The organism is Candidatus Seongchinamella marina, assembly GCF_026262685.1.
Classification (GTDB): domain Bacteria; phylum Pseudomonadota; class Gammaproteobacteria; order Pseudomonadales; family Halieaceae; genus Halioglobus; species Halioglobus marinus.
Genome location: NZ_SHNP01000002.1, coordinates 584285 through 610888, shown reverse-complemented (window position 1 = coordinate 610888; position 26604 = coordinate 584285). Strand labels below are relative to the sequence as shown.

The following is a 26604-nucleotide window of genomic DNA, read 5'->3' as shown; positions in this document are numbered from 1 at the left end:
TAACACATCGTTTGAATAGTAGGAATCAATGGGTAAATCACTAGTTATTGTCGAGTCGCCAGCGAAGGCCAAGACCATCAACAAGTACCTGGGCAAGGACTTCGTGGTGAAATCCAGCGTCGGTCATATCCGGGATTTGCCTACTGCGGGTAGTTCGACCTCCAAAGTGGATCCCAAGGAGAGAGCAGCCCAGGCAGCGATAACCCGTAAGATGGCACCCGCAGCAAAAGCAGCTCACCAGAAAAAGAAGAGTCGTGAGCAATTGATCCGCCGGATGGGGATAGACCCAGAAAAGGGTTGGAAGGCGAACTATCAGGTATTGCCCGGCAAAGAAAAAGTGGTCAACGAGCTGAAGAAACTGGCAGCTGACGCCGACTCCATTTATCTCGCTACCGACCTTGATCGCGAGGGTGAGGCGATAGCCTGGCATTTGCGAGAAGCGATTGGTGGGGATGATTCCCGCTACCAGCGAGTGGTGTTCAACGAAATTACGAAGAAGGCTATCACCGAGGCTTTTGAAAAACCTGCCTACCTTGATCAGGATAGGGTAAACGCTCAGCAGGCACGACGCTTTTTGGATCGGGTCGTTGGGTATATGGTCTCACCGCTGCTCTGGTCCAAGGTGGCCCGTGGCCTGTCTGCCGGGCGAGTGCAGTCTGTGGCGGTGCGTTTGATTGTGGAGCGCGAGCGAGAAATTCATGCGTTTATTCCCGAGGAGTATTGGGAGATTCACGCAGACCTGGCCACTCACGCAAAACAGGAAGTGCGGTTTCAGGTGCGCAAGCACAAAGGAGAGAACTTTCGCCCCGGAGATGAACAAAGCGCGAGTAAAGCGACCTCAGAATTGGAGTCGCTGCCTTATTCCATCAGTGGTCGAGAGGACAAGCCCACACGCTCCAAGCCACCGGCTCCATTTATTACCTCAACGCTGCAGCAGGCTGCGAGCACGCGCCTGGGGTACAGCGTCAAGAAGACCATGATGATGGCGCAACGCCTGTATGAGGCAGGCTACATCACCTACATGCGGACAGACTCGACCAATTTGAGTGCCGAGGCTGTCGCAGCCTGTCGCGGCTATATCGAATCCAATTTTTCCAAACGCTATCTGCCTGACAGCCCCAACTCATACTCCTCCAAGGAAGGTGCGCAGGAAGCGCACGAGGCCATCCGTCCCTCGGACGTCAATGTGCTGCAGGCGTCGTTGAAAGGTATGGAGCGCGACGCTGAGCGCCTTTATGAACTGATCTGGCGTCAGTTCGTTGCCGGTCAGATGCCTGCAGCGGAGTACACAGCCACCACAATTACCGCCAGTGCCGGTGATTACCAACTCAATGCGAAGGGCCGAATCATCCGCTTCGATGGCTATACCAAGGTGCAGCCTCCCGCCAGTCGTAAGGGTGACGATTCGGTGCTGCCAGACGTAAACGAAGGCGACGTACTGGCGCTGAAGAAGCTTGATCCGGTGCAGCATTTTACCAAGCCGACCCCTCGCTACGGAGAAGCGAGCCTGGTCCGCGAGTTGGAAAAACGAGGCATTGGTCGTCCGTCAACGTACGCATCGATTATTTCTACTATCCAGGATCGTGGCTACGCGCGCCTGGAGAATAAGCGATTTTATGCAGAAAAAATGGGCGACATTGTTACCCAGCGGCTACAGAAAAGCTTCCCCGATCTTCTGGACTATGGCTTTACCGCAGGTATGGAAGAACGGCTGGATGATGTTGCCGACGGCGATAGGGATTGGCGTGACCTACTCGATGCATTTTATGCCGAGTTCAGCGGATTACTGGAGGCAGCGGCAGAGCCCGAGCCTGCGGGGATGGAACCCAACGAACCCACAATGACTGACATCAAGTGCTCTAAATGTGACCGAGATATGCAGATACGGACTGCCAGCACGGGTGTGTTCCTGGGCTGCTCCGGCTACGCATTACCACCCAAAGAGCGCTGCAAAAACACGATTAACCTGACTTCTGGTGACGAGGCAATTCGCGAAGACGCGGATGACGAAGCCGAATCACGGCAATTATTGGAACGCCATCGTTGCAAGAAGTGCAACGCGGCGATGGACAGCTACCTGATCGACGAAGATCGTAAGCTGCATGTGTGCGGCAATAATCCGGACTGTGATGGTTTCGAAGTTGAGCACGGTAAATTCAAGATCAAAGGCTACGAAGGCCCCATTCTTGAGTGCGATAAGTGCAGTGCCGAAATGCAGTTGAAAAACGGTCGCTTCGGTAAATACTTCGGGTGTACCTCAGAGGAGTGTAAAAATACCCGCAAGCTGTTGCGCAACGGCGAAGCTGCCCCTCCGAAGATGAATCCTGTACCCATGCCCGAGTTGGAGTGTCAGAAAGTAGAAGATACCTACGTATTACGCGACGGCGCCGCTGGAATGTTTTTGGCGGCCAGCCAGTTTCCGCGTAACCGGGAAACCAGGGCACCTTTTGTCGATGAGTTGCTGCCTCACAAGAGTGAGATCGACTCCAAGTACAAGTTCATCTTTGCCGCACCAACAGAGGATGACGACGGTAATCGAGCTCAGGTGCGGTATAGCCGGAAGTCCAAAGAGCAATACGTGATGACCGAGAAAGATGGCAAAGCCACGGGTTGGAAGGCCTTTTATCGCAAGGGTAAGTGGGAAGAGGAACTCAGCAAGAGCAGGGCGCGCAAATAACATGAGCTCCGCTCGAGGTCAGGCGAATCACGCGCTCTACCTGGCCCGAATCCTGCTCGCCGCCTGGCGCCGTGATCTGGCGGCTGAGGCGGTTGCGACAATCACCTTAACCCAGGCATTTTTGCCGGCCGTTCGGCTGCACCTTGGGCATGCCTATGGCTGGTTTTTAGTTGAAATTACCCGTCCTGGCGGCTTGCCCGTCCAACCACCGCAGTGCGTTGCCGAGTTACCCGAAGTCGCTGATGGCAAAGCCGTGCCGGGAGAACTCTTGGAGTTTCAGCGCCTGGAGGAGAGCGGCTGGATTGGCGAAATGCTTTCTGCCGATTCGCTCCCAAGTCCAATCGCAAGCTTGGGCAACCTTGCAGTCAGTTCACCTGCACCCGGGTTTGACCAGGCTTCGCTTTGGGCTGCTCAGCTGCAAACCCTGTTTGATCGTATGGGCGATTCTTTGGACGAGTACTAGACCGGTCGTCCTGTAAAGGCCATCCAGCGCTGCACTGCGCCTGCCGGATTTAGTGCTATCTAGGAGCCTGACCGGCTGTTAGAATGTTAACGAAGTTAAAGCAACGAGAGGTTTATTGAGTGTCTGCATCCTTACTAGAGATCGTAGATCTGGGCGACGGAGAAATCGTATTGCAACGTGCTGACGATGATTCCGAGCCGCTTGTGGTTATCCGTTTCTCAGAAGAGTCGCGCGTTTACATGATGGACAACAGCCTTGAAGTCGCCAAAGCGATGATACAGGCTGGGATACAGGCGGCCGCCGAAATGGCCGAACAGGGCGAGGTAGAAATCGAGCCCACTGTTGAGGCCTCCAGAGTCCTTCACTAGTCGCAGCGATAGAATTTCAAACGCCGGGCTCTCGATATCGCAAACCGGCTCCCAACAGACGGCAACAGCGCTCTGTCAGGTTTTTTTCCGCTTCAGTATACACCTCGCAGTCAGTGACTACGGCGCAATACTCCAACGCTTAAGCCTTCAATTGCAAAACCCTGCTCACGCAGATCAACTTTGATCGGTTCGTAATCTGGGTTCTCAGGCAGTAGTTGCAGTTGATGCTCATTGGGCCCTTTTTGCAGGCGCTTGACGGTGACCTCGTCTTCTATGCGCGCAACCACCACATCTCCGTTATTGGCGACTGGCGTGCTGTGCACCGCCAGTAAGTCGCCATCAAATATACCGATATCGATCATGCTGTCACCGGTGACACGAAGAAAGTAGTCTGCTCTGGGCTTGAAAAACTCAGGGGGCAGATCGCAGTAATCCTCTATATTCTCTTCTGCAAGAACCGGGTTACCGGCCGCAACACGGCCAACGATAGGAATACCTGCCGTATCGGGAAGCTTAATGCCGCGGGATGCGCCGGGAATGATTTCAATAGCGCCTTTTCGGGCCAGGGCCTTAAGATGCTCCTCTGCGGCGTTTGCTGACTTGAACCCCAGCTCTCTGGCGATGTCAGCCCGCGTAGGAGGGTAGCCAGTATGGTCGATATGCTGGCGGATAACATCCAGCACCTGTTGTTGTCTGTTGGTGAGCTTTTCCATGGTTGCCCCTATCTGTTTATTTATACAGGTGCTGTAATTATATACAGGTGTGGCAGATAAAAACAATGGGCTTGTCTGCTGCTGGCGACAGCGTAAAGCGCGGTTATAACAGGAGTATGCCCTGTCGCTGTTGCGCTGCATCTGTGGTGAAGCCGAGCTTAGTCCGGGAAAACTGGCGCAGATTTAACTAGTAGTCCTCGACGCCGTACATGGCATCGGGCTCTATAGAATTGATTGGGTTGGTCCAATCCTCGGGGTGCATGGGCAGATCGGGATCCAATAGGTCTTCGTCGTCCAGCTCAAAAGCACTGCGCCAGTCTTCGGGTGCCTCGGCTTTCTGCAACAGCATCTCGCGCCAAGCATCCAGGTCGTATTCTGATACCTCACCATCGAGGTATTGGGTTTCGATTGTCAGGGTTGTCGGGTCCCAGTCGACTACCTCAAACAGAGCGCTGGTTTGGAGGTCTTTGTACCAACCCCCGACCATGGGGCTGAGCATCTTCATCTATCTGTCCTCTGGCATTTTGGCTATTCGATGGCTCAACATATCACGCTGGTAAAGGCTGTCCATTATGTAAAAAGGCTATAAACCGTGCGTTTTAAATTCTTTTTATCTTACTCAGTTTTCTTTTCAAAATAGATCAATCAGTTGCGTTACACTTCCAGAGTTGACTTCAATCGGTGCGACAATTTATATACTCCCCTTGAATTAAGGAGGGCCCTGAACATGACAAACTTGTCTAAAAACCTGTATTTTTTTTGCGAGAGGATTAGCCCTTGAATCGTTTCAATGCCTGGCTGGAATCAGTGGCCACCGCTATTGGCCTGCAGCCGGAGTTACTGGCTTTGATGGTCTTGCTGATGGCCGGGCTAGCGGGCCACTTGCTGCTGGGCCATTTGATCCGGCGATTGCATCGGGCAGCAGGGAGCAATCGGAACAAGTGGGACGATGTGGTCGTCACCGCGCTGGAGCGACCCGTCCGACTCGTGCTTTGGGTGCTGGTCGGATACATCGCTCTGGACACTTATGAGGTCGGCGCTAACCTACAGGCGCGTTTAATTGAGGTGTACGACACTGCTCTGGTGTTGTTGGTCGTTTGGTTCCTGCATCGTTTGATCGGCGGTGTTGAGAATGAATTGATGCGCGAGCGCTATGGAAATAGCCAGTCCACCGACAAAGCCACTGTCCGTGCGGTGATTCAGCTCTCTCGAATATGTCTTTGGGTCATTGCGGGTCTGGGGGTATTGCAAAGTATTGGTGTGTCCATTTCGGGCTTGCTGGCTTTTGGTGGTATTGGCGGTATTGCCGTGGGTTTTGCCGCCAAAGATCTGCTGGCTAACTTTATTGGTGGGCTCAGTATTTACTTGGATCGCCCCTTTACCACTGGTGACTGGATTCGTTCACCCGACAGAAATATTGAAGGTACAGTAGAAGATATAGGCTGGCGCTTGACACGAATTCGTACTTTTGACCAGAGACCGCTGTACGTCCCCAACGCCGTGTTTGGTCAAATCTCGGTGGAGAACCCATCGCGTATGTTCAACCGGCGAATCTATGAAACAGTGGGCATTCGCTACCAGGATTCACAGAGTATGGCGCCGATTGTCGAGCAGGTGAGAGCAATGCTGCAGAGTCACCAGGAGATTGATTTGTCGCGCACCTTGATCGTCAATTTTGTCTCTTTCGGGCCCTCATCCCTGGACTTCTTTGTTTACACCTTCACCAAGACTACAGACTGGGTGCGTTTTCACGAGATAAAGCAGGATGTCATGCTCAAAATTCTTGATATTGTGATCAGTAATGGCGCAGATGTCGCATTTCCGACACAGACTTTGCATGTGGAGCAGGTGATGCAGATGGACCCGGAGCACGGTGCATGAAAACCCTGGGAATCATTGGAGGCACCGGTATCGATCAACTCGAAGGCCTCGAGATCGTCGATAGTCACGCCGTGGAGACCCCCTATGGAGACCCGTCCCGGGCAGTTGAAGAGGGAATGCTGGGAGGAGTTCGCGTGTTTTTCCTGCAGCGTCACGGCAGCCCCAAAATGATACCACCGCACCTGATTAACTACCGGGCCAATGTCTGGGCGTTAAAGTCCCTGCAGGTGACGGACCTGATTGCAATTAACGCAGTGGGCGGCATTTCTGCAACCATGCGTCCCGGGCGCCTGGTCATACCGGACCAGATTGTTGACTATACGTGGGGGCGCGCACATACGGTGGATACAGGGGAGGAAGGTACTCTGCTGCACGTGGATTTTAGTGATCCCTACGATCATGAATTGCGCGAAGCGCTGCTGCAGTGTGCCGTTGCTCAGAATATTGCTCACGAGGGGGCAGGCGTGCACGGCGTCATGCAGGGGCCGCGCCTGGAAAGCGCCGCTGAAATTCGCCGCATGGCGGGGGACGGCTGTGACCTGGTCGGCATGACCGGAATGCCCGAAGCTTCTCTGGCACGGGAACTGGGCCTGGCTTATGCCAGTATCTGTATGGTTATTAACGCGGCTGCCGGGTTAGATGATAAACCGCTGACACTGGCTGTGATGCGAGCGAATTTGCTGCGCGAAGCAGCTGCGGTCAGGCAGCTTATCGCCGCGCTGGTTGCGGATTATTAATGGGTTGCTTTACAGCGCCTGATTGGTTTCTTCAGCGAATTCTGCGTCGGCCATTACCTGCAGCTGCTCTTCATCCAGCGGCATAAATTTTATCACTACGCCTATTAAGGGGTGGTCGATATAGTGCATTTCCTTGCTGCGCATACGGCGCTTTTGTTGCAGCAGTACGGCATGACGCCAGGGATAGACAGGCCCTGCTTCTTTCGGCGCTATCTCTGACGCTAACTTCTCTTCAAGAACCGGTTGCTGACCTGCTGCTTCGGGGTTGTCATTACCCACAGCGTAGGCAGTCTCCTCGAGCAGTACCGGCTCGGGTTGCTCAATAATCAGGGACGGTGGGCCCAGGGGAGGCTCTGGCATGCGCCACTCGGCCGGCAAGTACTGGCCCTGGGTGTTGATCCAGAGGTTGGTTTCCAGGTGCAGGTAGCGAGCAATATACAATTTTACCGTGCCTTGTAAGCGAGGCCAGTCGCCGCTGTCACCGGAGCGGTCGATGACCAGGGGTATAGCAGTGCTCTCGCCTTGTACCGGCTGTACCCAGGTTTCGTGAAACAGGGTTTTGTAGTTTCCAGTGCGTTGCATGAAGGCAGCTTTGTCATAAAGCTCCGCCTTCTTTCGCGGCAGTGCAATAAATGGTGTGGGTGTGAGAGGGGTGAGGTTTTGCTCTTCCGGCGCTGCCTCGGCATCCAATGCTGGCGCCGGATTGCCAGTGGGATTGCCAGCGACCGGGATATCCGGAGCTTTGTCATCGGCTCTGTCCTCGGTGGTTTCCTCGGCTGGCGGCCGCAATGTCTGACGGCCTAGCGAGTCTACCTCGCTGACGCCGCCGTGTTCCTCTTGTCTCGATTCCAGTTGTCCCGGGTATATCAGGAATCGACCGGTGTCGGGGTAGGTGAGGCTGGGCAGGGGATCCCATTGCTCCGGTGTGGAGCCGTTTTCATGGCTGAATATCATCAGTTCTACCTGATACCAGCGTTCCTCTTGTCCGTGGACCGCAGCGGCAAACAATCCCAGTGCGAGGCTGAGGGGGCGAATTAGAGCGTTGTTCATTAGCGGCATCAGGCTGCGTCTTCCGTGGCTTCTTGAGCGAAACGTGCAAGTAGATCCTCAACATATTGCTGGCGTTGAGCTTTGTCGTCCAGTGCGTGTTCAAAGCGCAAGCGGGTTGCGCCAGCCAGCTTGAACGAGCGCGGGTCAGACTGAACCAGCTTCACTAGCGACATAGGATTAACTCGGGTGCTTTCCTTGAAATCGATACTACCACCACCGGCACCGGCTTCAATGGCGCGTATGCCCAATTCCTGTGCCTGCAGACGCAATCTCGATACCTGAAAGAGGTTTCCAACTTGCGGCGGCAGCAAGCCGAAGCGATCTATCATTTCAACCTGGAGTTCCCTGAGCTGGTCTTCATTCGCCGCCGCGGCAATGCGCTTGTACAGTACTAGCCGGCTATTAACATCAGGCAGATAGTTCTCGGGAATCAGTGCGGGGATATGCAGGTTAACCTCGGTGCCTGCATCCAGCGGAGCATCTACATCGGGAATCTCACCGCGCTTCAGTGAAGCCACAGCGCGCTCCAGCATCTCCATGTATAAAGAGAACCCTACAGAGTGGATCTGGCCACTTTGCTCGTCACCTAATAGCTCGCCCGCGCCACGAATTTCCAGATCATGGGTTGCCAGCAGGTATCCGGCGCCCAGGTCGCCAGCGGCTTCGATGGCCTCCAGGCGTTTACCGGCGTCAGCGGTAATAGCGGATCGCGGAGGCGTCAATAAATAGGCATAGGCCTGGTGGTGTGAGCGACCTACTCGTCCGCGCAACTGATGCAATTGAGCGAGTCCAAACCGATCGGCACGCTCGATGATGATGGTATTGGCATTGGGGATGTCGATGCCGGTTTCGATAATCGTTGTACACATCAAAATGTGGTTGTGCTGGTGATAAAATGAAGACATGACGTGTTCAAGCTCGGTTTCACGCATCTGCCCATGGGCGACGCCAACATTCAGGTCGGGAATCAGCTCGCGCAGCTTGCGAGCGCTCTCTTCGATAGACTTTACTTCGTTGTGCAGGTAGTAAACCTGTCCACCCCGGAGGGTTTCACGCAGCACAGCTTCCTTTACCAGAGCAATATTATGCTCGCGGACAAAGGTCTTGATAGATAGACGTCTGGCAGGGGGGGTTGCAATGATAGAAAGGTCACGCATGCCACCCAGTGCCATGTTTAGCGTTCTAGGTATGGGCGTTGCAGTGAGCGTGAGGATGTCCACCTCCGAGCGCAGCGCTTTGATGGCTTCCTTTTGCTTAACGCCGAAACGATGCTCTTCGTCGATGATCAGCAAGCCAAGATCATTAAAGCGAAAATCTGACTGCAATAGCTTATGGGTGCCCACCAGGATGTCTATTTTGCCATCGGCGATGCGCTTGCTGACGTCCTTTACCTGAGCGGCAGATTTGAAACGCGAAACGACTTCCACGTTTACCGGCCAGTCTGCAAAACGATCGCAGAACGAACTGAAGTGTTGCTGGGCCAGCAGGGTGGTCGGTACCAGCACCGCGACTTGTTTCTTGTTTTGGCTGGCGATGAAGGCTGCGCGCATCGCGACTTCTGTCTTGCCGAAACCCACATCTCCGCAAACCAGTCTGTCCATGACTCTGGGACTGCACATGTCTTCTACGACGGCGCGAATAGTGAGTTCCTGGTCGGGTGTTTCCTCAAAAGGAAATGCAGCAGAGAACTGGCTGTACTTGTCTTGATCCAGGGTAAAGGCATAGCCGTTTCTCGCTTCTCTGCGCGCGTAGACCTCCAGCAACTGAGCTGCAATATCGTTGGCTTTTTCGCTGGCCTTACGTCTGGCTTTGTCCCACTGCTCGGAACCCAGGGTATGGAGTGGTGCCAGATCAGGGTCTGAGCCTGCATACCGACTGATCAGGTGAAGTGACGCTACCGGCACATAAAGTTTGGAGCCTTTGGCGTACTCCAGCGTAAGGAACTCCGCTTCCTGTTCATCCACCGACAACGTTTGCAAACCTACATAGCGACCCACACCGTGTTCGAGATGAACGACAGGCACGCCCTCGCGCAACTCGTTGATGTCACGAAATACATTGGCATTGGTCGCTTCCTGGCTGGGTCGTCTGCGGCGTCGCTGGGCAACGCGGTTGCCGAACAATTGTGTTTCGCACACCAGGGTAGGCTTGCCTGGGCCAAAATAAAGACCGCGGTCCAGGGGTGCCGTTGCGATGGCAAAAGTTTCACCTGAAGCTAAAAATGCCTGCCAATTGGTTGCGGCCGGAGGTTCGAGGCCCAGTCCCTTCATTGACTCCAGCAGAATTTCCCGGCGCCCAGCTGACTCTGCGCAAAGCAGCACGGGTGCGTTGTGCTCCTCGAGAAACTTGGCAAGATTGGCTACCGCTGAGGTGACGGTCTGGTCCGTTGCCAGGTCCGGAGGGGGCAGGACAGTGGTTTGCTGGTGCACGGGAGCATCCGGGTTGTGGCGCAACTCCAATACCGGAAACTGCTTCAGCAGACGGTAGAATTCCTCCACTGGGGTAAAGCCCTTTTCCGGGGGTAGCAGGGGGCGGCGGGGGTCTATACCATATTCTTCAAAGCGGCTTCCTACTTCCTGCCAAAAGTGCTCGGCGGCGCCGTGGTGGTCACCGGTAGTGATCAAGGCCGCGTCTTCTGGTAAATAGTCGAATAAGGTGGCGCAGCTTTCGAAGAACAGCGGTAGGTAATACTCGCAGCCTCCGGGGCTGCGGCCCGCGCTGACCTCGACATAGCTGGGACAACTGTCGTGGTCAACATCAAAGGCCTCCCACCAATTCATCTGGAAGCGAGTAATAGCGCTGCCTTCCAATGGGTATTCTCGGGCCGGAAGCATGTTAATGGCATCGACTTTTTCTACTGTGCGCTGGCTTTCCGGATCGAAAGTTCGCAGCGTGTCCACTTCGTCATCCAGCAGGTCAATCCGAAAGGGCAGGCTCGATCCCATAGGGTAAATGTCAAATAGCGAACCACGCAGCGCGAATTCGCCATGCTCGAACACAGTTTCAACGTTGCGATAGCCGTTGCGCTCCAGGTTGCGGCGGAAACTGTCCAGATCAATACTCTGGCCCTCTTCCAGCACCAAGCTTGATCCTGCAACGTAATGGGTGGGTGGTAATCGGTGCATCAGGGTTGGCACGGGGACAATTAATACTCCCCCACGACAGCGTGGGAGGCGGAAGAGGGTGCTCAGTCGCTCAGATATGATGTCCTGGTGAGGAGAAAAGTTGTCATAGGGCAAGGTCTCCCAGTCTGGAAATGCCAATATTTCCAATGCTCCGTCAAGATAAAACGGGAGCTCTCGTTCCAATGCCAGGGCGGCGCTGGTGTCTGCAGTAATAACGACCAGCAATCGCTTTGGGTCCGCCAGCTCGGCGATACAGCGGGCATCGGCGCCGCCGTAGAAAGGGCCCAGTGCGGTGCGGTTGCCTGTTTTGTGGGGCCAGGGTGTCGCCTGTACCAAAGGTTTAAACATGCCAGTGCTTCGGGTTTTATTGCCAGGGGGCGCGCATTGTAGCGCGGGCGTGCACCTTGTCTCCAGCCCATTACCGCGGGTGATAGCGAGAATGCTGTCACTCGCTTGCGTGCGTCGAGTCATCAGACGATAATACGCGGCCTTACACCACCGCCCAGGACTCAAAGAACGTGACCGACCGCAAAAGAGAACGCCCCGCCGACTATTTTAAAGACTGGAAAGAGCGCGAAGCGCTGGCCGAAGGCATGATTCCCGTAGTGGGAAGATTGGCGCGGGAAAAAAGCGTGAAGTGCTATATCTACGGCAAGTCGCTGGTTAATCGCTCTGTGCTGGAGATCATGAAAGATCACCGCTATGTGCGTCAGGTAGAGGCTAACGAGCTTTCAGAGTTTGAAACCTTCCCAGTATTGAATGAGTTGTCAAAGCTTGACCTGGGGCCTGCGCATATAGATGTGGGTCGCCTGGCGGTCAATTACTACGACAAGGGTGCCGGCGAAGACCTGACCATTGAAGAGTACGTTCGTCGAGAAGTTGCTGACGACCTGGGCACGCAGACCAAGCCACTGAGCAAGCCTCAGGATGTCGTGCTTTATGGCTTTGGCCGAATCGGTCGACTGATGGCCCGAATCCTTATCGACAAAACTGACGGTGGTGACGCGCTGCGCCTGCGCGCTATTGTGGTGCGCAGGGGTAAAGCCCCTAACGACCTGGTCAAGCGCGCCAGCCTTTTACGCCGCGATTCAATTCATGGTGCCTTCGACGGTACCATCCGTGTGGATGAAGAACGCCAGTCATTTGTTGCCAATGGTAACGAGGTCAAGGTTATCTACGCTGACGGGCCAGACACTATCGACTACACCGATTACGGCATCAACGATGCTATCGTGGTGGACAACACGGGCGTTTGGCGCGACAAAGACGGCTTGTCCTTGCACCTGAAGAGTAAGGGCGTGTCCAAGGTGATTCTCACAGCACCTGGAAAGGGCGACCTGAAGAACGTGGTGCACGGTATCAATCACGACATTATTGATGAGACCGATAGCATCATTTCTGCAGCGTCGTGCACCACCAACGCCATCGCGCCGCCGCTCAAGGCAATGGACGATGAGTATGGGATCAGTGCAGGCCACGTGGAGACGGTTCATGCCTTCACCAACGACCAGAACCTGATCGATAATTACCATCACGCCTCTCGCCGTGGCCGCGCTGCGTCATTGAATATGGTTCTCACTGAGACCGGGGCCGCGAAGGCTGTGGGCAAGGTGTTGCCGCAATTTGTTGGTAAGCTAACGGGTAATGCCATTCGGGTGCCGACGCCCAATGTTTCAATGGCAATACTTAATTTGACCCTGGACCGGGCGACCACCGCGGAGGAGGTCAACGAGTATATGCGCAACAAGGCGTTGCATTCGTCGCTGCGCAAGCAAATCGATTACTCCAACTCACCAGAAGTAGTGTCTACGGATTTTGTGGGTTCGCGCCACGCCTGTATTTTTGACGCTCAGGCGACCATCGTCAATGGAAAGCAAGCCGTGCTGTATCTTTGGTATGACAATGAGTTCGGTTATAGCTGCCAGGTGCATCGCATTTTGGAGCAAATGGCGGGTCTGGATTACCCGGTATACCCGAAAGAAGCCTGATTATTGCGCCGGCGGGGTGCCGCTTTGGCAGCCATTTATCTACCCCGAAAGTGGTATTTGGTGAAGGCCGAAGAAATACGCAAAACCTGTTCAAAATCAAAGAACTGCCCTGCTGATTGTGGTCTTTTTTTAGCGCTTCACCTATAATGCGCGCGGCTTGGGGGTGGGTGGCTACAATTGCCATCCGCCGGTGGCAGAAAATAGCATCAGGATCGCGTTATCAGCAGTTTGATTCCGGTGCTTCCAGCCTTAACCATCTCTGGCCCACCCACACACTAGATTTTGTAGGCAGATCGTATGATCAAGATCAAGCGGGGTATGGAAATCCCAATTCAGGGAGCCCCCCAGCAAGCAATTGAAGACGCTCCTGCGGCGCGCGCGGTCGCGCTGGTGGGCTTCGACTATGTCGGCATGAAACCCACCATGGCTGTTCAGGAAGGTGACCGGGTCAAACGTGGCCAGCTTCTTTTCAGCGACAAAAAATCTGAAGGTATTCGTTACACTGCGCCCGCCTCTGGCGTTGTATCCGCCATCAATCGCGGCGCGCGTCGAGTTTTGCAGTCAGTGGTTGTCGATATAGAAGGTGACGAGGAAGAAAACTTCAGCGCTTATAGCGCCGGTGAGGCAGCTGGATTAGATGCTGCTGTCATCCGCGAGCAGCTCATACAGAGCGGACAGTGGACATCGCTGCGTACTCGCCCGTTCAGCAAAGTGCCAGAAGTTGATGCTGAGGCTGCAGCCATTTTTGTGACCGCCACGGACACTCATCCGCTGGCTGCCGACCCCGCGGTGATCATTGCCGAGCAGGTCGAGGCCTTTGTCCTGGGACAGGATCTGCTGGCAAAATTGACCAGTGGCAAAGTCTACGTGTGCAGTGCCGCTGGCACCTCGGTTGCTGCGGGCAAGGCGAGTAACATTGAAGAGGTCCAGTTTGCGGGTCCTCACCCCGCTGGACTCCCTGGCACACACATCCATTTCCTGGAGGGTGCCAATGCCAGCAGGACCGTCTGGCAGGTTGGGTATCAAGACGTTATCGCCATCGGCAGGCTGTTCCTTGATGGGCGTCTTTACACCGACCGCGTTATTGCGTTGGCTGGCCCCCAGATTATAAAGCCTCGCCTGTTGCGTACCCGTTTGGGTGCTGATTTACAGGCGCTGTGCGCAGGTGAGCAAAAAGAGGGCGATAACCGCGTTATCTCTGGCTCTGTATTGGGTGGACGTGGCGTTGCCACTGGTACCGCCTATCTGGGCCGCTACCACAACCAGGTGTCAGTCTTACTGGAAGGCCGTCACCGTGAATTTATGGGCTGGTTATCGCCGGGCGTGAAAAAACACTCATCGCTCGGCATTTATATCAGCAGTTTTTTTGGTCTTAAGCCTCTAGCCATGACCACCAATACCAATGGCTCCGAGCGTGCCATGGTGCCGGTCGGTCAGTACGAAACAGTCATGCCACTGGATATTCTGCCCACTCAACTATTGCGTGCGCTGATTGTTGGTGACACCGAGACCGCCCAGCAGCTGGGTTGCCTTGAGCTGGAAGAAGAAGATCTGGCACTGTGCACTTACGTGTGTGCTGGCAAGTACGAATATGGACCTATCCTGCGGGATAACCTGACACGCATTGAGAAGGAGGGTTAATACGTGGCACTTCGTAAACTACTGGACAATCTGGAACACCACTTTACCGAAGGAGGCAGATTCCAGAGCTGGTATGCGCTGTACGAAGCAGCGGACACCATTTTTTATTCTCCTGGCTCGGTCACCAAGAGCACGGCGCATATTCGCGATGGCATAGACCTCAAACGCATCATGATCACCGTTTGGTTCGCCGCCTTCCCTGCAATGTTTTATGGGATGTACAACCTTGGCTTCCAGGCTACTGATGTGATGGCCGCCGGCGCCAGTGTTGATGGATGGCACGGCTGGCTGATTGAACTCTTGGGGGGCTACGACGCAAGTAATCTCTGGCACTGTTTCTGGTATGGCGCTGTGTTCTTCATCCCGATATACGCGGTGACCTTTGTGGTCGGCGGGTTCTGGGAAGTGTTATTCGCCATGAAACGGGGCCACGAGGTGAACGAGGGTTTTTTTGTGACCTCCATTCTGTTTGCCCTCATTTGCCCACCGGATATCCCGCTTTGGCAAGTGGCCATTGGCATCAGTTTTGGTGTGGTCATTGGTAAGGAGGTGTTTGGGGGTACAGGCAAAAACTTCTTGAACCCAGCGCTTACCGGCCGCGCGTTCCTTTACTTTGCCTATCCGGCACAGTTGTCTGGCGATACCGTATGGGTAGCGGTGGATGGTTACACCGCTGCGACGCCGCTGTCCTTGGTGGCATCGGACGGCATGGCTGCGTTGCAAGCTCAAATTCCTTGGATGGACGCATTTACGGGGGCTATTCCCGGCAGTGTGGGTGAGACGTCAACGCTTGCTATCTTAATCGGTGGCGTGATCCTGCTTGCGAGTCGAATCGCATCCTGGCGCATCATCACAGGCGTGTTCCTGGGGATGGTGGTGCTTAGCACGTTCCTTAATATGGTCGGTTCAGACTCCAATCTGGCGTTTGCGATGCCCTGGTACTGGCACTTGGTGACCGGCGGATTTGCCTTCGGCATGATATTTATGGCCACCGACCCGGTATCCGGAGCCATGACTAATGGCGGTAAATGGATGTTCGGTATTCTGGTCGGCCTAATGACCGTGCTTATTCGAGTCATCAACCCCGCCTTTCCCGAGGGGATTATGCTGGCCATTCTTTTTGCCAACCTGTTTGCTCCGCTGATGGATAACTTTGTGGTTCAGGCCAACATTAAACGGAGGCTTGCACGTGTCCAGTAATGACAGCATCAAGAAAACCCTGATTGTTGCATTTTCTCTGTGTATCGTTTGCTCAGTTATCGTTTCTACCGCAGCGGTAATGCTCAAACCTGCCCAACAGGCTAACCAGTCTCTGGACCGTAAACGCAATATCCTCGCCGCCGCGGGTATGTTGGACGAAAACATCAGCATCGATGAGCAGTTTGCCAAAATGACCCCCCGTGTGGTCGATCTGCGCACCGGGAAGTTTAGCGACGCGGTAGACGCCGAGGGCTACAACGAGCGCAAGGCTGCCAAGGACCCTGCACAGTCTGACGCCTTGTCCTCCAGCGAAGACATCGCCAAGGTCTTCCGACGAGAGCACTACGCGGTTGTTTATGTGGCGAACGACACCCAGGGGGAAGTGGATAAAATTATCCTGCCTATCCGAGGCTATGGTTTGTGGGGCACGCTTTATGGCTTTATTGCCTTGGAGGGCGATGCCTCGACGGTTGCCGGTATTGGTTTCTATGAACATAAGGAAACCCCAGGACTCGGCGGTGAGGTAGATAACCCGCGCTGGAAAGGGCTGTGGCCCGGAAAGCAGGTATATAAAGACGGCGAGTTGGAAATAGCCGTGGTAAAAGGCACGGTTGATCCTTCGGCCGCTGGCGCTGATTACCAGGTAGACGGCATGGCTGGAGCCACGCTGACCACTCGTGGCGTTTCTAATCTCGTGCAATTTTGGCTGGGCGACAACGGTTTCGCGCCATTCCTCAATAATCTGAAATCCGGGGAGGCCTGATCGTGGATTCTGCTAAAGAAACGCTTACCAGCCCAATCTTCAAAAACAATCCCATTGCCCTGCAGATACTGGGTGTCTGCTCGGCCCTGGCGGTTACCTCTTCCCTGCAGGTCACGCTGGTAATGTGTATCGCACTGACTGCCGTTACTGCCTTCTCCAACCTTGGCGTATCGCTTATCCGTAAGCATGTGCCCGGTAGTATCCGTATTATCGTGCAGATGATTATTATCGCTTCATTGGTAATTGTGGTGGACCAGGTGCTGAAAGCCTATGCCTACGGCATCAGCAAACAGCTCTCGGTGTTTGTCGGCCTGATCATTACCAACTGTATTGTCATGGGCAGGGCAGAGGCCTTCGCCATGAAAAACCCGCCCTTGCCCAGCTTTATCGACGGCATCGGTAACGGCCTTGGGTACTCGGTGGTGCTGATTGCGGTAGCGGTAGTTCGAGAATTATTTGGCGCCGGTAAGTTGTTTGGCATCGAAATATTGCCGCTGGTCACTGACGGTGGCTGGTACAACCCCAATGGATTGTTGCTGCTACCACCGAGTGCTTTCTTCCTGATTGGTATGTTTATCTGGGCTCTCCGTAGTTTCCAGAAAGACCAGGTGGAAGAAGCGGACTTCAAGATGGCGAAACATACTGTACTCAAGGAGGGCGTGTAACATGGAAGAGTTATTGAGCCTGTTTATTCGCTCTATCTTTGTCGACAACATGGCCTTGGCTTTTTTCCTGGGCATGTGCACCTTCCTCGCGATCTCCAAAAAGATCGACGCTGCACTGGGTCTTGGTATTGCAGTTATCGTTGTTTTGACGATCACCGTTCCGGTCAATTACCTGATCTATAACTACCTGTTGGCAGACGGCGCACTGGCCTGGGCGGGGCAACCCGATCTGGATCTGAGCTTTCTTGGTTTGCTGTCTTACATTGGTGTAATCGCGGCAATCGTTCAAATCATGGAGATGTTTCTCGATAAGTTCGTGCCTGCGCTTTACAACGCACTGGGCGTTTTTCTGCCGCTGATTACCGTGAACTGCGCTATTTTGGGTGCAACTCTATTCATGGTCGAGCGCGATCTGGATTTTGCCGAGAGCGTGGTGTTTGGTGCAGGCTCCGGTGTCGGCTGGGCGCTGGCTATCGTCGCGCTGGCGGGTATTCGCGAAAAGCTGAAGTATTCCGATGTGCCGGATGGCCTCAAGGGCCTGGGTATTACTTTTATCATCGTTGGACTGATGTCGCTTGGCTTCATGTCCTTCGGCGGCATCGATCTTTAAGCGGGGCGCAATCGAATGGATATGACAATTATTTTTGGTGTGGCCATGTTCACCGCGATCGTACTCGCGCTGGTGGCTATTATTTTATTCGCGCGTTCGGCTCTGGTGAGTTCCGGCGATGTGAGTATTGAAATTAATGGCGAGAAAACCATTACCGTGCCTGCCGGTGGCAAGTTACTGCAGACCCTGTCCGAGAGTGGTTTGTTTCTGCCTTCAGCTTGCGGTGGCGGCGGTACTTGCGCCCAGTGCAAATGCATTATTAACGATGGTGGTGGTTCCATGCTGCCTACTGAAGAGGGCCACTTTACCAAGCGCGATGCGGCTGAAGGCTGGCGCTTGTCTTGCCAGACGGCTGTTAAGCAAGACATGAAAATTGAGGTACCGGAGGAGGTGTTCGGCGTAAAGCAGTGGGAGTGTACGGTTGAGTCCAATCCCAATGTGGCGACCTTTATCAAAGAGCTTACCCTGAAACTGCCTGAAGGCGAGCACGTTGATTTTCGAGCTGGCGGTTATGTGCAGCTAGAGTGTCCAGCTCACCACGTGAAGTACTCGGATTTTGATATCGAAGAAGAATATCGCGGCGATTGGGAACATTTTAACTTTTTCAAGCACGAGTCTGTTGTTAAAGAAGATGTGATCCGCGCATACTCCATGGCTAATTATCCGGAAGAGAAGGGCGTTGTGAAGTTCAATATCCGCATTGCCACGCCGCCTCCGGGCTCGGAGGGGATTCCTGCAGGCCAGATGTCGTCTTGGGTATTCAACCTTAAGCCTGGCGATAAAGTGAAGGTTTACGGTCCCTTCGGTGAGTTTTTCGCCAAGGACACTGATGCTGAAATGGTCTTTATTGGCGGCGGAGCGGGCATGGCCCCCATGCGTTCACACCTCTTTGATCAGCTCAAACGCGTTCACTCCGATCGAAAAATTTCCTTCTGGTACGGCGCTCGTTCGCTGCGGGAAATGTTCTACGTTGAAGACTACGACATGCTCGCCAGGGATAATGAAAACTTTGACTGGCACGTCGCCCTCTCTGATCCTCAGCCCGAAGATCACTGGGACGGCCTGACGGGATTTATTCATAACGTATTGTTCGAAGAGTATCTTAAGAATCATCCCGCGCCTGAAGATTGTGAATACTACATGTGTGGGCCGCCAATGATGAACGCGGCGGTAATCCAGATGCTGATAGACCTGGGTGTAGAGCCTGAGAATATTATGCTCGACGATTTCGGCGGCTAATGAAATTTAAACGACCAGTGACAAGCCACTCCTACGAGTGGCTTTTTTCTATCCGGGCTTTGATGCTCGGACTCGCACTGGTGGCGCTTGCCGGTTGTGGTCAGCAGCCGCAGCTGCACAAACTGAGTGGCCCCACCATGGGCACGGTTTGGAACGTTACCCTGGCAGTACCCGCTGAATCTAACCTGGATCAGCAGCATCTGCTTGCGGGTATAGAGGAAGTCCTGCAAGTAGTGAATGCCAGCATGTCTACGTATCGGAGCGACTCAGAGATTTCTCGCTTTAATGAAAGTCCTCTGGACCAATGGTTCAGTGTATCTGCAGATTTTTATACGGTGCTTTCTGCGGCGATGACTGTAGGCAGACAAAGTAATGGAGCCTACGATGTCACCGTAGGCCCGTTAGTCAACCTGTGGGGCTTTGGCCCGACCGGGGTGGTGGATGCTCCGCCTACTGCCGAAGCCGTAGCTGAGGTTGGGCGCAGGGTTGGACAGCATTATCTTCATGTGAACAAGGAGCGCTATGCCCTGAGCAAGTCAGGCGATGTCTACCTCGATTTTTCCTCAATTGCCAAGGGCTACGCGGTAGACGAAATCGCTCGTTGGCTCAGCGAGCAAGGGGTTGCAGACTTTCTGGTAGAGGTGGGTGGTGAAATGCGTACTTCCGGCCTGAGCCCCAGGGGGGATGCATGGCGAGTCGCTATTGAACAACCTGAAACCGGTCAGTTTGATATAGCGCGGTCTATCCGTTTGGGCGATGTAGGCGTCGCCACCTCGGGCGATTACCGCAATTACTTTGAATCAGAGGGGGTACGTTACTCTCACAGTATAGATCCGCGCACCGGCTACCCGGTGGCTCACGAGTTGGTGTCAGTTACCGTGGTCCATCCGAGTACCATGCTCGCCGATGCCTGGGCAACGGCACTGACGGTGTTGGGTGTAAATGAAGCTTGGTCAGTGGCGCAAGAACAGGGTTTGGCGGTATATTTGATTCAGCGGGAAGGAGAGTCGTACGGCAGCCGTTACACGGAGGCCTTCGCGCCTTTTCTTGAAGAAGAGCCCGTCCAATAACAGCAAGCAGCTGCTTGCGGAGAATACCCTATGTCCATGTTTTTAATTACTTTTCTGGTCTTCGGCCTGGTGGTCGCCGGGATGGCCGTAGGTGTAATAATGGGCCGAGGCCCAATCAAGGGTTCCTGCGGTGGTATGGGAGCACTGGGTATTGATACCGCCTGTGATATCTGTGGCGGTGATCCCAAACGCTGTGATGAAGAAACTCGAGATGGTGAAGTAGGTCGTAGCAATCCCGGGTTGTATTACTCGGTCGATAACAAGTAGTCGGGTTTTCCTCGTTTGAGTGCCCGCGGACACGCCATCACTAACTACGCAGCTTTTATCGGTTTGCGTTACAGTTTCTCGCGTAAGCGCAATCGTTTCACTTCAGTAATCGCCCTGGTTTCTATGCTGGGTATGGTGCTGGGCGTCACTTCTCTGATCACCGTGCTTTCGGTCATGAACGGTTTTGGTGGCGAGTTGCGGGGCAGGATTTTGTCGCTGGTGCCCCACGGATTTGTCGAGTCCCAAAGCGGTGGTATTTCAGAGTGGCAGCCACTGGCCAAGAAAATCGAATCGATGGAGTCAGTGTTGGCGGTGTCTCCTTACATTAGTGACAAGGTGATATTTGCTAACGGCAGAACCCTGCGCGGCGGTGTCTTGACCGCGATAGACCCAGCGATGGAAGCCCGGGTCTCCCGAATACCTGAGGCAATGATCAGCGGATCTCTGGACAGCCTGGCACAGCCGGGGTTTTCTGTTGTCCTGGGTTCCTCCATGGCGCGTATTCTGCGAGTGAGGGTGGGTGACAAACTGGAGGTGACTGTTCCTCGACTGACGGTCACGCCGTTGGGCGTCTTTCCGCGTAGCAAGCGACTCACCGTCACCGGCGTATTTGAGGTGGGCGCTCAGCCAGATACTTACCAAGCTTATATTAGTCTACCAAGTGGCCAAAAATTGCTGGGGCCCAGGACCGGAGTAGATGGTCTTCAGCTGAAAACAGTAGACCTCTATTCAGCACCCCAGACTATGCTTGCGGTTGCGGCCAGCATACCGGCCAATATGAAGGTGAAGGACTGGAGCCAGACACAGGGCTCACTGTTTCAAGCGGTTAAAATGGAAAAATTGGTCGTGAGTTTATTGCTATTGTCTGTGGTCGCGGTGGCCGCCTTTAATATTGTCTCTACCCTGGTTATGTCGGTTGCAGAAAAACGTGGCGACATAGCCGTATTGCGAACCATGGGTGCAAGAGCAGGCGGTATCATGGCCATTTTTGTGTCTCATGGTCTGGGCCTGGCAACGGTCGGTATAAGTATCGGTGCGGCGCTGGGCGTCCTGCTGGCCACTAATATTTCTGCGATTACTATTTTTTTGGAAGACCTAATGGGCGTCAAATTGTTCGACCCCTCTGTTTATTTTATCAGCGAGCTCCCGTCTGTTTTGCTGTGGTCTGATGTGATCGCAGTGGTTGCTGCTTCACTGGTGCTGAGTTTGTTCGCCACACTTTATCCAGCCTGGCGTGCAGCCCGGGTTGCTCCTGCCGAGGTGCTCCGCTATGAGTGAGCCTGTTCTGTTTTGTGACTCCTTGGGCCGAACCTACCAAGACGGTGATAGGTCCGTGGAAGTGTTGGCGAATGTTCAATTGCAATTGAGCCCCGGGGAAAAGATCGCCGTGGTTGGAGCCTCTGGCTCAGGTAAATCCACGCTACTGAATTTGTTGGGGGGGCTGGATAAACCCAGTCATGGCGAGGTATTGCTGTGTGGTGAAAACCTGGGCCAACTGTCCGAGGCAAGGCTGTGCGAGCTTCGCAATAAGCGCCTGGGTTTTGTCTATCAGTTTCACCACTTGCTGCCGGAGTTTGATGCCCGGGAAAATGTAGCCATGCCACTCCTGATTGGCGGGCTGTCCCGACGCGAAAGTCAGCAGCGGGCCGCGCTTATGCTGGAACGCGTGGGGATGCAGCACCGCCTCGAGCACCGGCCATCACAGCTTTCCGGCGGTGAGCGGCAGAGAGTTGCTATAGCCAGAGCCCTGGTAACAGAGCCGGCCTGTGTGCTCATGGATGAGCCCACTGGAAACCTGGACCCGCAGTCAGCGGCACAGGTGCTCGATTTAATTGACGAGTTAGGTGAGCTTCAGTCTGCATTTGTTGTGGTGACTCATGACCCGGCAATCGCTGCGCATATGCATCGCACGCTGGAACTGATCAATGGTCGTTTGGAACAGCGCCCGTGAAATGGTCGGAGCGCAGGCGCGTCGCCCTGCGATACACCTTTGCCCATGGGCAGGGGCACCTGTCCACCTTTTTGTCTTCTTTGTCGATGCTGGGCCTTGTGCTGGCAATAGCACTGTTAATTGTGGTGCTTTCGGTGATGAATGGCTTCGACCGTGAAATGCGCGAGAGAATATTGTCGCTGGTACCTCATATTACGGTGTCTTCCCATCAGCCAATGGACGACTGGCAAACTCGGCGCGACGAGGTTTTGATGCACCCCCAGGTGTTGCAGGTGAGCCCTTTCACCCAGTTTGACGCGCTGTTTATGACGGGCACAGAAATAGAAACAGCCAGCGGTATTGGCATTGATGTTACAAAGCCTGGCAGCGAGGCCCTGCTGGCTTCGTTACCCGAGTCGGCTCGAGCCGTCTTTAACCGCCGCCAGGACGCCCTGGTGTTGGGTGTCGGTATTGCCGAACGCCTCGATGCTCAGGTGGGAGACACCCTGACTTTAATCGTTCCCGGTGGTGGTCTTACAGGCGATACCGGAGCAACTCGTTTTGAGGCACTGCACCTGGCCGGAGTGTTGGAAACAGGCACGGAGCTGGATCAGGCGGTCGCTTTGTTAAGGCTGGAAACCGCATCTGAACTTGCGGGTTTGGGTAGCAGCGTCAGTGGGTTGCGCCTGGTGAGCAGCGATATTTTTGATGTCAGTAAGATTGGCTGGCAGGTGGTCAATAGTCTGCCCGTGGGCCATTACACGACTAATTGGATGATGACTCACGGGAACCTGTACGCAGCGATTCAATTGTCTCGCGACCTGGTGAGTATTTTACTGTTTTCAATTATCGCAGTGGCCGCTTTTAATGTAGTTTCCTCCCTGGTTCTGGTGGTGTTTGACAAGCAGGACAATATTGCAATTCTGCGAACACTAGGAGCGTCTGGAGGAGATATTGCCTGGATTTTTGTCTTACAGGGAGCAATGATAGGCGCGGTCGGCGTTATTGTAGGTAGTCTACTAGGCGCGCTTTTGAGTCAGTTGGTGCCGGGCCTGGTGGCGGGTCTGGAAAGCGTGTTAGATATTCGCTTTCTCAATACCGATGTCTATCCGGTGTCGTTTGTGCCAGTGGATTTACTGTGGCGTGATGTAGCGGTCGTTGGCAGCGTTGCGATGGCAATGTGTTTGTTGGCTGCCATCTACCCCGCCCGGCGCGCTGCTGGGCTTGCTCCTGCGGCCGTGCTGAATCAGGACCGTAGCTAGCTGTCCCGGGTTTTAGCAGCTTCAGCTTTCTTCAATATTTTTGCCGCTCGCTTTCGGCGACGTTTGCGCTCACGTAACATTCTGGCCACTCGCAGCCGCCACAGCGTGTTGATCACAAAGTAACCCAGAGAACCAAAGAACAAACCGCACAATAAACAGCCCAGCAAGAATGGTTGCCATATCGCGCTTAAACTGTGAGTCAGCCAGTGGTAGCTGAGTTCAAAGCTAATTTTCTGCATAGGTACATCGATAACCATAGCTCCAAGTTTGTAAGCCAGGTAGAAAATGGCGGGCATGGTAACCGGGTTTGTTATCCACACAAGTCCCACCGACAGCGGCAGGTTGCAGCGAAACAGCAGTGCCAGCGATGCGGCGGCAACCATCTGTCCTGGAATTGGCATGAAGGCGACAAAAAGACCAACGAAGAACGCCATCGATGCGGAATAGCGATTGATATGCCATAGATTGTCGGCGTAAACCCAGTCACCCAGTACCGCCAATGATTTAATCTGCCGCATTCGTTCGACGCTGGGCGTGATTGATTTTAGAGTTTTCTTCGGCATTAACTATTTGATCGCTTTTGGTGTCCCTGTCTCTCGCCCTCCGTGGTTCACTATTGCTGTTGAATCGGGGCAAACTTACCTCGTTATTATGCCCGCAACCGGGCGGCTTCTCTACATGCGTTCATGGATGATCGGATATCTGCTGGCTACCCTTGCAATGGTCTACTCGCCCTGGTTAGTGCCCGGGCATTGGTTGTTTCTCCTTTGGCCTGTTTTAGCCTGGAGTGCGCTGCGTTGGCGCAGCGCACCCCTGATTCTGGGCGTCTTGTGCGCTTCACTGGTGCTGAGTTTGCGTGGGCACAGTTTGTTGCTTGCGAGGCTGCCTGAGGCTTGTAATCGACAGCCTTTCTCTGTCATAGGGGAAGTTGTGTCGTTGCCCAGGGTGAGCTTGATCGCTGAGGGGCGCAGGCGCCAGCGGTTTGAGTTCCTCCTGCATTCGCAGTCCTCCGTGATGTGCAGTGGCCCCCGCAAGCTGTTGCTCTCGTATTATGGGAACCAGAATATTCAGCCGGGCCAGCGTTGGGAGTTCCGGGTGAGTCTGCGCCGCCCCTGGGGGCTTGCAAATCCTGGGTCTCATAATCTGCAGTCCTGGTATGCCACAGGTGGGATTGACGCAGTGGGTACCGCTAAAGTGGGTCATGGCCGTTTACGGGGTGAGGGTGCGCCATGGTCAAGTTTGCACCATCGCTGGCGTCAACAATTGACAGTGAAAATTGCAGAGGCGGGTCTTTCAGACGCAGCAGAAGCGGTTGTGAAAGCGCTGACGGTCGCCGATAAGAGTGGGCTGAACTATGAGATGTGGTCTCTTTTTCAGCGATACGGCATTAATCACTTGTTGGTTGTTTCGGGGCTGCATATTGCTTTGGTCTCGGGGCTGGCGTTCATGCTGGGCCGGTTAGTTGCCAGTGCAACGGCAGGCTTGGGGCTGTCGGCGTGCCGATGGCCTTGGCCCGAATGCTCGGCGATGGCAATGGCCACGCTTTATGCCGCCCTGGCGGGCTTTTCCGTGGCGACCCAACGCGCCTTGCTCATGCTCGCCAGTTTCATGTTAGCGAGGCTGTTGCGGCGCCAAAGTAATGCCCCCGGCAGTTTGATGACGGCTGCATTTTTACTGGTGCTGGTTAATCCACTGGTTATGCTCAGCAGCGGCTTCTGGCTATCTTTTTCTGCAGTAGCAGCGCTGTTGTGGATGGGGCTTTGGCAGAAGTCAGGCTCGAAAGGGCGTTACCTTGCGCCGCATCTGTATATGGCATTGGTTATGTTTCCTGTTGGTGCACTGTGGTTTGGCGGTGCAAGTTGGGTGTCAGCGCCTGCCAATTTTTTGATGATTCCGCTGGTGGGTCTCTGCGTGGTTCCTTTATCACTGCTGGGTGCCTTCTTCTCGCTGCTGGGTCTCGATAGTGCAGCCGCAACGCTTTGGAAACTGGCGGGACTGCCGATAGATTGGTTGTGGCCGCTCGCCGAGAAACTGGCGGTTGACCAGGCTTTATTCGTGGCGACGCCTGCTTCCACGTTATCCATCTGCCTTGGTTTGTTGGCGGTTGGCTTGATTGTGCTGCCGTTAGGGAGAGTGCTGCGCGTGCTGTGCGTGGTCATGCTTCTGCCGCTGTTTTTGGCGCGCCCGCAGCCATCCCCAGAGCCGCAGTTAAATGTGCTGGACGTGGGGCAGGGAACCGCCGTGGTGTTCACTGTCGGCGAGCGAGCATTGCTTTATGATACCGGCGGTGGTCATCCCAGTGGACCGAATATGAGCCAGAGCGTGGTGCTGCCCTGGCTCGGTCACAAGGGTATTTCTGCGTTAGATACATTGATGATCAGCCACAACGACCTGGATCATAGCGCCGGTGCGGCCGACATTATGGCGGCCTTGCCCATTAGACAAGTCTGGCGCGGGGAAAAGTTGCATTACCAAGGTCGCCGCTGCGATGCCGGTGTGTCTTGGCAGTGGCCTGGCAAGACGCGGTTTCATATTCTTTCTCCGGTAGGCGCGCAGGAGGGAAATAACGCTTCCTGCGTGTTGCTGATTGAGACGCCTGATCATCGATACTTGCTGGCCGGCGATATTGACGTAGCGCAGGAACAGGACTTGATTCGCTATTGGGGTAAAAAGCTCGCTAGTGACGTGCTACTGGTGGGACATCACGGCAGTCGCACCTCCACTTCGCAGGCCTGGCTCAATCAGGTCTCTCCGCGAGTCGCCGTGATTGGTGCAGGTTATGCCAGTCGCTTTGGTCATCCCCATCAGGACGTCGTAAGTCGCCTGCAGGGTTCGAAGGTAATGGTTTACCAAACGGCACTGGAGGGTGCAATTACGGTGTCAACTGACCCCAGTGGAGGGCTATTAGTGACAGGCTACCGGCAGGGATACAAACCCTGGTGGATGTGATTTTTC

General features: G+C 54.4%; 23 protein-coding genes. 18 read left to right on the top strand and 5 right to left on the bottom strand.

Annotated features, from left to right (window positions below):
- Positions 1–28: 28 nt before the first annotated feature.
- The 3 genes from topA (at position 29) to EYC87_RS07715 (ending at position 3508) form a co-directional block, all read left to right on the top strand.
- Entirely contained in the window at positions 29–2677 is a 2649-nt protein-coding gene (gene topA / locus EYC87_RS07725; protein ID WP_279252367.1) for a type I DNA topoisomerase, read from the top strand.
- Position 2678: 1 nt separating this feature from the next.
- A complete protein-coding gene (locus EYC87_RS07720) occupies positions 2679–3140 on the top strand; it encodes a hypothetical protein (protein ID WP_279252366.1) in 462 nt (153 codons plus the stop codon).
- A 119-nt stretch (positions 3141–3259) separates the two neighbouring features.
- Complete coding sequence (locus tag EYC87_RS07715) at positions 3260–3508, top strand: hypothetical protein (protein ID WP_279252365.1); 249 nt, start codon at positions 3260–3262, stop codon at positions 3506–3508.
- A 110-nt stretch (positions 3509–3618) separates the two neighbouring features.
- Here EYC87_RS07715 and lexA read toward each other — a convergent pair whose 3' ends face one another.
- Together lexA and EYC87_RS07705 are read right to left on the bottom strand one after the other, a co-directional pair.
- Positions 3619–4221 carry a transcriptional repressor LexA gene (gene lexA, locus EYC87_RS07710; protein ID WP_279252364.1) on the bottom strand — a complete coding sequence of 201 codons (603 nt, stop codon included), beginning with the start codon at positions 4219–4221 and terminating at the stop codon, positions 3619–3621.
- A 187-nt stretch (positions 4222–4408) separates the two neighbouring features.
- On the bottom strand, positions 4409–4726 hold the full coding sequence (locus EYC87_RS07705) for a DUF6763 family protein (RefSeq protein WP_279252363.1): 318 nt from the start codon (positions 4724–4726) through the stop codon (positions 4409–4411).
- Positions 4727–4998: 272 nt separating this feature from the next.
- On the opposite strand from EYC87_RS07705, the gene EYC87_RS07700 reads away from it, so the two are divergent.
- Complete coding sequence (locus tag EYC87_RS07700; RefSeq protein ID WP_279252362.1) at positions 4999–6102, top strand: mechanosensitive ion channel family protein; 1104 nt, start codon at positions 4999–5001, stop codon at positions 6100–6102.
- Positions 6099–6839, top strand: coding sequence for an S-methyl-5'-thioinosine phosphorylase (locus EYC87_RS07695; RefSeq protein WP_279252361.1), 741 nt, complete (start codon positions 6099–6101; stop codon positions 6837–6839). The genes EYC87_RS07700 and EYC87_RS07695 overlap by 4 nt, the downstream gene beginning before the upstream one ends.
- 9 nt (positions 6840–6848) lie before the next feature.
- On the opposite strand, the gene EYC87_RS07690 is transcribed toward EYC87_RS07695, so the two are convergent.
- Both EYC87_RS07690 and mfd read right to left on the bottom strand, forming a co-directional pair.
- Positions 6849–7889 (bottom strand): CsiV family protein, encoded by a 1041-nt coding sequence (locus EYC87_RS07690; protein ID WP_279252360.1) that lies wholly within the window; start codon positions 7887–7889, stop codon positions 6849–6851.
- Positions 7890–7897: 8 nt separating this feature from the next.
- A complete protein-coding gene (gene mfd, locus EYC87_RS07685; RefSeq protein WP_279252359.1) occupies positions 7898–11362 on the bottom strand; it encodes a transcription-repair coupling factor in 3465 nt (1154 codons plus the stop codon).
- A 170-nt stretch (positions 11363–11532) separates the two neighbouring features.
- Here mfd and EYC87_RS07680 point away from each other — a divergent pair, with 170 nt between their 5' ends.
- The 12 genes from EYC87_RS07680 (at position 11533) to EYC87_RS07625 (ending at position 23649) form a co-directional block, all read left to right on the top strand.
- A complete protein-coding gene (locus EYC87_RS07680) occupies positions 11533–13002 on the top strand; it encodes a glyceraldehyde-3-phosphate dehydrogenase (RefSeq protein ID WP_279252358.1) in 1470 nt (489 codons plus the stop codon).
- Positions 13003–13299: 297 nt separating this feature from the next.
- Entirely contained in the window at positions 13300–14643 is a 1344-nt protein-coding gene (locus EYC87_RS07675) for a Na(+)-translocating NADH-quinone reductase subunit A (protein ID WP_279252357.1), read from the top strand.
- Between the two features lie 3 nt (positions 14644–14646).
- A complete protein-coding gene (locus tag EYC87_RS07670) occupies positions 14647–15843 on the top strand; it encodes an NADH:ubiquinone reductase (Na(+)-transporting) subunit B (protein ID WP_007227999.1) in 1197 nt (398 codons plus the stop codon).
- Positions 15833–16606 (top strand): Na(+)-translocating NADH-quinone reductase subunit C, encoded by a 774-nt coding sequence (locus tag EYC87_RS07665; protein WP_279252356.1) that lies wholly within the window; start codon positions 15833–15835, stop codon positions 16604–16606. Before EYC87_RS07670 ends, EYC87_RS07665 begins: the two co-directional genes overlap by 11 nt.
- A 2-nt stretch (positions 16607–16608) precedes the next feature.
- On the top strand, positions 16609–17271 hold the full coding sequence (locus EYC87_RS07660) for an NADH:ubiquinone reductase (Na(+)-transporting) subunit D (RefSeq protein WP_007227783.1): 663 nt from the start codon (positions 16609–16611) through the stop codon (positions 17269–17271).
- A 1-nt stretch (position 17272) separates the two neighbouring features.
- Positions 17273–17881, top strand: coding sequence for an NADH:ubiquinone reductase (Na(+)-transporting) subunit E (gene nqrE / locus EYC87_RS07655; RefSeq protein ID WP_279252355.1), 609 nt, complete (start codon positions 17273–17275; stop codon positions 17879–17881).
- A gap of 15 nt (positions 17882–17896) precedes the next feature.
- Positions 17897–19120 carry an NADH:ubiquinone reductase (Na(+)-transporting) subunit F gene (gene nqrF / locus EYC87_RS07650; protein ID WP_279252354.1) on the top strand — a complete coding sequence of 408 codons (1224 nt, stop codon included), beginning with the start codon at positions 17897–17899 and terminating at the stop codon, positions 19118–19120.
- The gene (locus tag EYC87_RS07645; RefSeq protein ID WP_279252353.1) at positions 19120–20190 is read left to right on the top strand and encodes an FAD:protein FMN transferase; all 1071 of its coding nucleotides are present in this window, start codon (positions 19120–19122) and stop codon (positions 20188–20190) included. Before nqrF ends, EYC87_RS07645 begins: the two co-directional genes overlap by 1 nt.
- A gap of 30 nt (positions 20191–20220) precedes the next feature.
- Positions 20221–20457, top strand: coding sequence for a (Na+)-NQR maturation NqrM (gene nqrM / locus EYC87_RS07640; RefSeq protein WP_279252352.1), 237 nt, complete (start codon positions 20221–20223; stop codon positions 20455–20457).
- Between the two features lie 15 nt (positions 20458–20472).
- The gene (locus tag EYC87_RS07635) at positions 20473–21735 is read left to right on the top strand and encodes a lipoprotein-releasing ABC transporter permease subunit (protein ID WP_279252351.1); all 1263 of its coding nucleotides are present in this window, start codon (positions 20473–20475) and stop codon (positions 21733–21735) included.
- Positions 21728–22408 (top strand): ABC transporter ATP-binding protein, encoded by a 681-nt coding sequence (locus tag EYC87_RS07630; protein WP_040540106.1) that lies wholly within the window; start codon positions 21728–21730, stop codon positions 22406–22408. Before EYC87_RS07635 ends, EYC87_RS07630 begins: the two co-directional genes overlap by 8 nt.
- Positions 22405–23649 (top strand): lipoprotein-releasing ABC transporter permease subunit, encoded by a 1245-nt coding sequence (locus EYC87_RS07625; protein ID WP_279252350.1) that lies wholly within the window; start codon positions 22405–22407, stop codon positions 23647–23649. The genes EYC87_RS07630 and EYC87_RS07625 overlap by 4 nt, the downstream gene beginning before the upstream one ends.
- On the opposite strand, the gene EYC87_RS07620 is transcribed toward EYC87_RS07625, so the two are convergent.
- Positions 23646–24167 (bottom strand): DUF2062 domain-containing protein, encoded by a 522-nt coding sequence (locus EYC87_RS07620; RefSeq protein ID WP_341474987.1) that lies wholly within the window; start codon positions 24165–24167, stop codon positions 23646–23648. The genes EYC87_RS07625 and EYC87_RS07620 overlap by 4 nt on opposite strands.
- Before the next feature lie 16 nt (positions 24168–24183).
- Here EYC87_RS07620 and EYC87_RS07615 point away from each other — a divergent pair, with 16 nt between their 5' ends.
- Positions 24184–26598, top strand: coding sequence for a DNA internalization-related competence protein ComEC/Rec2 (locus tag EYC87_RS07615; protein WP_279252348.1), 2415 nt, complete (start codon positions 24184–24186; stop codon positions 26596–26598).
- Positions 26599–26604: the final 6 nt, after the last annotated feature.

Excerpts from the sequence above, each read along its gene's own strand:
- EYC87_RS07690 (WP_279252360.1), bottom strand. The coding sequence starts at position 7,889 with ATGAACAACGCTCTAATTCGCCCCCTCAGCCTCGCACTGGGATTGTTT.
- EYC87_RS07675 (WP_279252357.1), top strand. The coding sequence starts at position 13,300 with ATGATCAAGATCAAGCGGGGTATGGAAATCCCAATTCAGGGAGCCCCC.
- EYC87_RS07630 (WP_040540106.1), top strand. The coding sequence starts at position 21,728 with ATGAGTGAGCCTGTTCTGTTTTGTGACTCCTTGGGCCGAACCTACCAA.
- nqrM (WP_279252352.1), top strand. The coding sequence starts at position 20,221 with ATGTCCATGTTTTTAATTACTTTTCTGGTCTTCGGCCTGGTGGTCGCC.
- EYC87_RS07645 (WP_279252353.1), top strand. The coding sequence starts at position 19,120 with ATGAAATTTAAACGACCAGTGACAAGCCACTCCTACGAGTGGCTTTTT.
- EYC87_RS07695 (WP_279252361.1), top strand. The coding sequence starts at position 6,099 with ATGAAAACCCTGGGAATCATTGGAGGCACCGGTATCGATCAACTCGAA.
- mfd (WP_279252359.1), bottom strand. The coding sequence starts at position 11,362 with ATGTTTAAACCTTTGGTACAGGCGACACCCTGGCCCCACAAAACAGGC.
- topA (WP_279252367.1), top strand. The coding sequence starts at position 29 with ATGGGTAAATCACTAGTTATTGTCGAGTCGCCAGCGAAGGCCAAGACC.
- EYC87_RS07720 (WP_279252366.1), top strand. The coding sequence starts at position 2,679 with ATGAGCTCCGCTCGAGGTCAGGCGAATCACGCGCTCTACCTGGCCCGA.
- lexA (WP_279252364.1), bottom strand. The coding sequence starts at position 4,221 with ATGGAAAAGCTCACCAACAGACAACAACAGGTGCTGGATGTTATCCGC.
- EYC87_RS07705 (WP_279252363.1), bottom strand. The coding sequence starts at position 4,726 with ATGAAGATGCTCAGCCCCATGGTCGGGGGTTGGTACAAAGACCTCCAA.
- EYC87_RS07620 (WP_341474987.1), bottom strand. The coding sequence starts at position 24,167 with ATGCGGCAGATTAAATCATTGGCGGTACTGGGTGACTGGGTTTACGCC.
- nqrF (WP_279252354.1), top strand. The coding sequence starts at position 17,897 with ATGGATATGACAATTATTTTTGGTGTGGCCATGTTCACCGCGATCGTA.
- nqrE (WP_279252355.1), top strand. The coding sequence starts at position 17,273 with ATGGAAGAGTTATTGAGCCTGTTTATTCGCTCTATCTTTGTCGACAAC.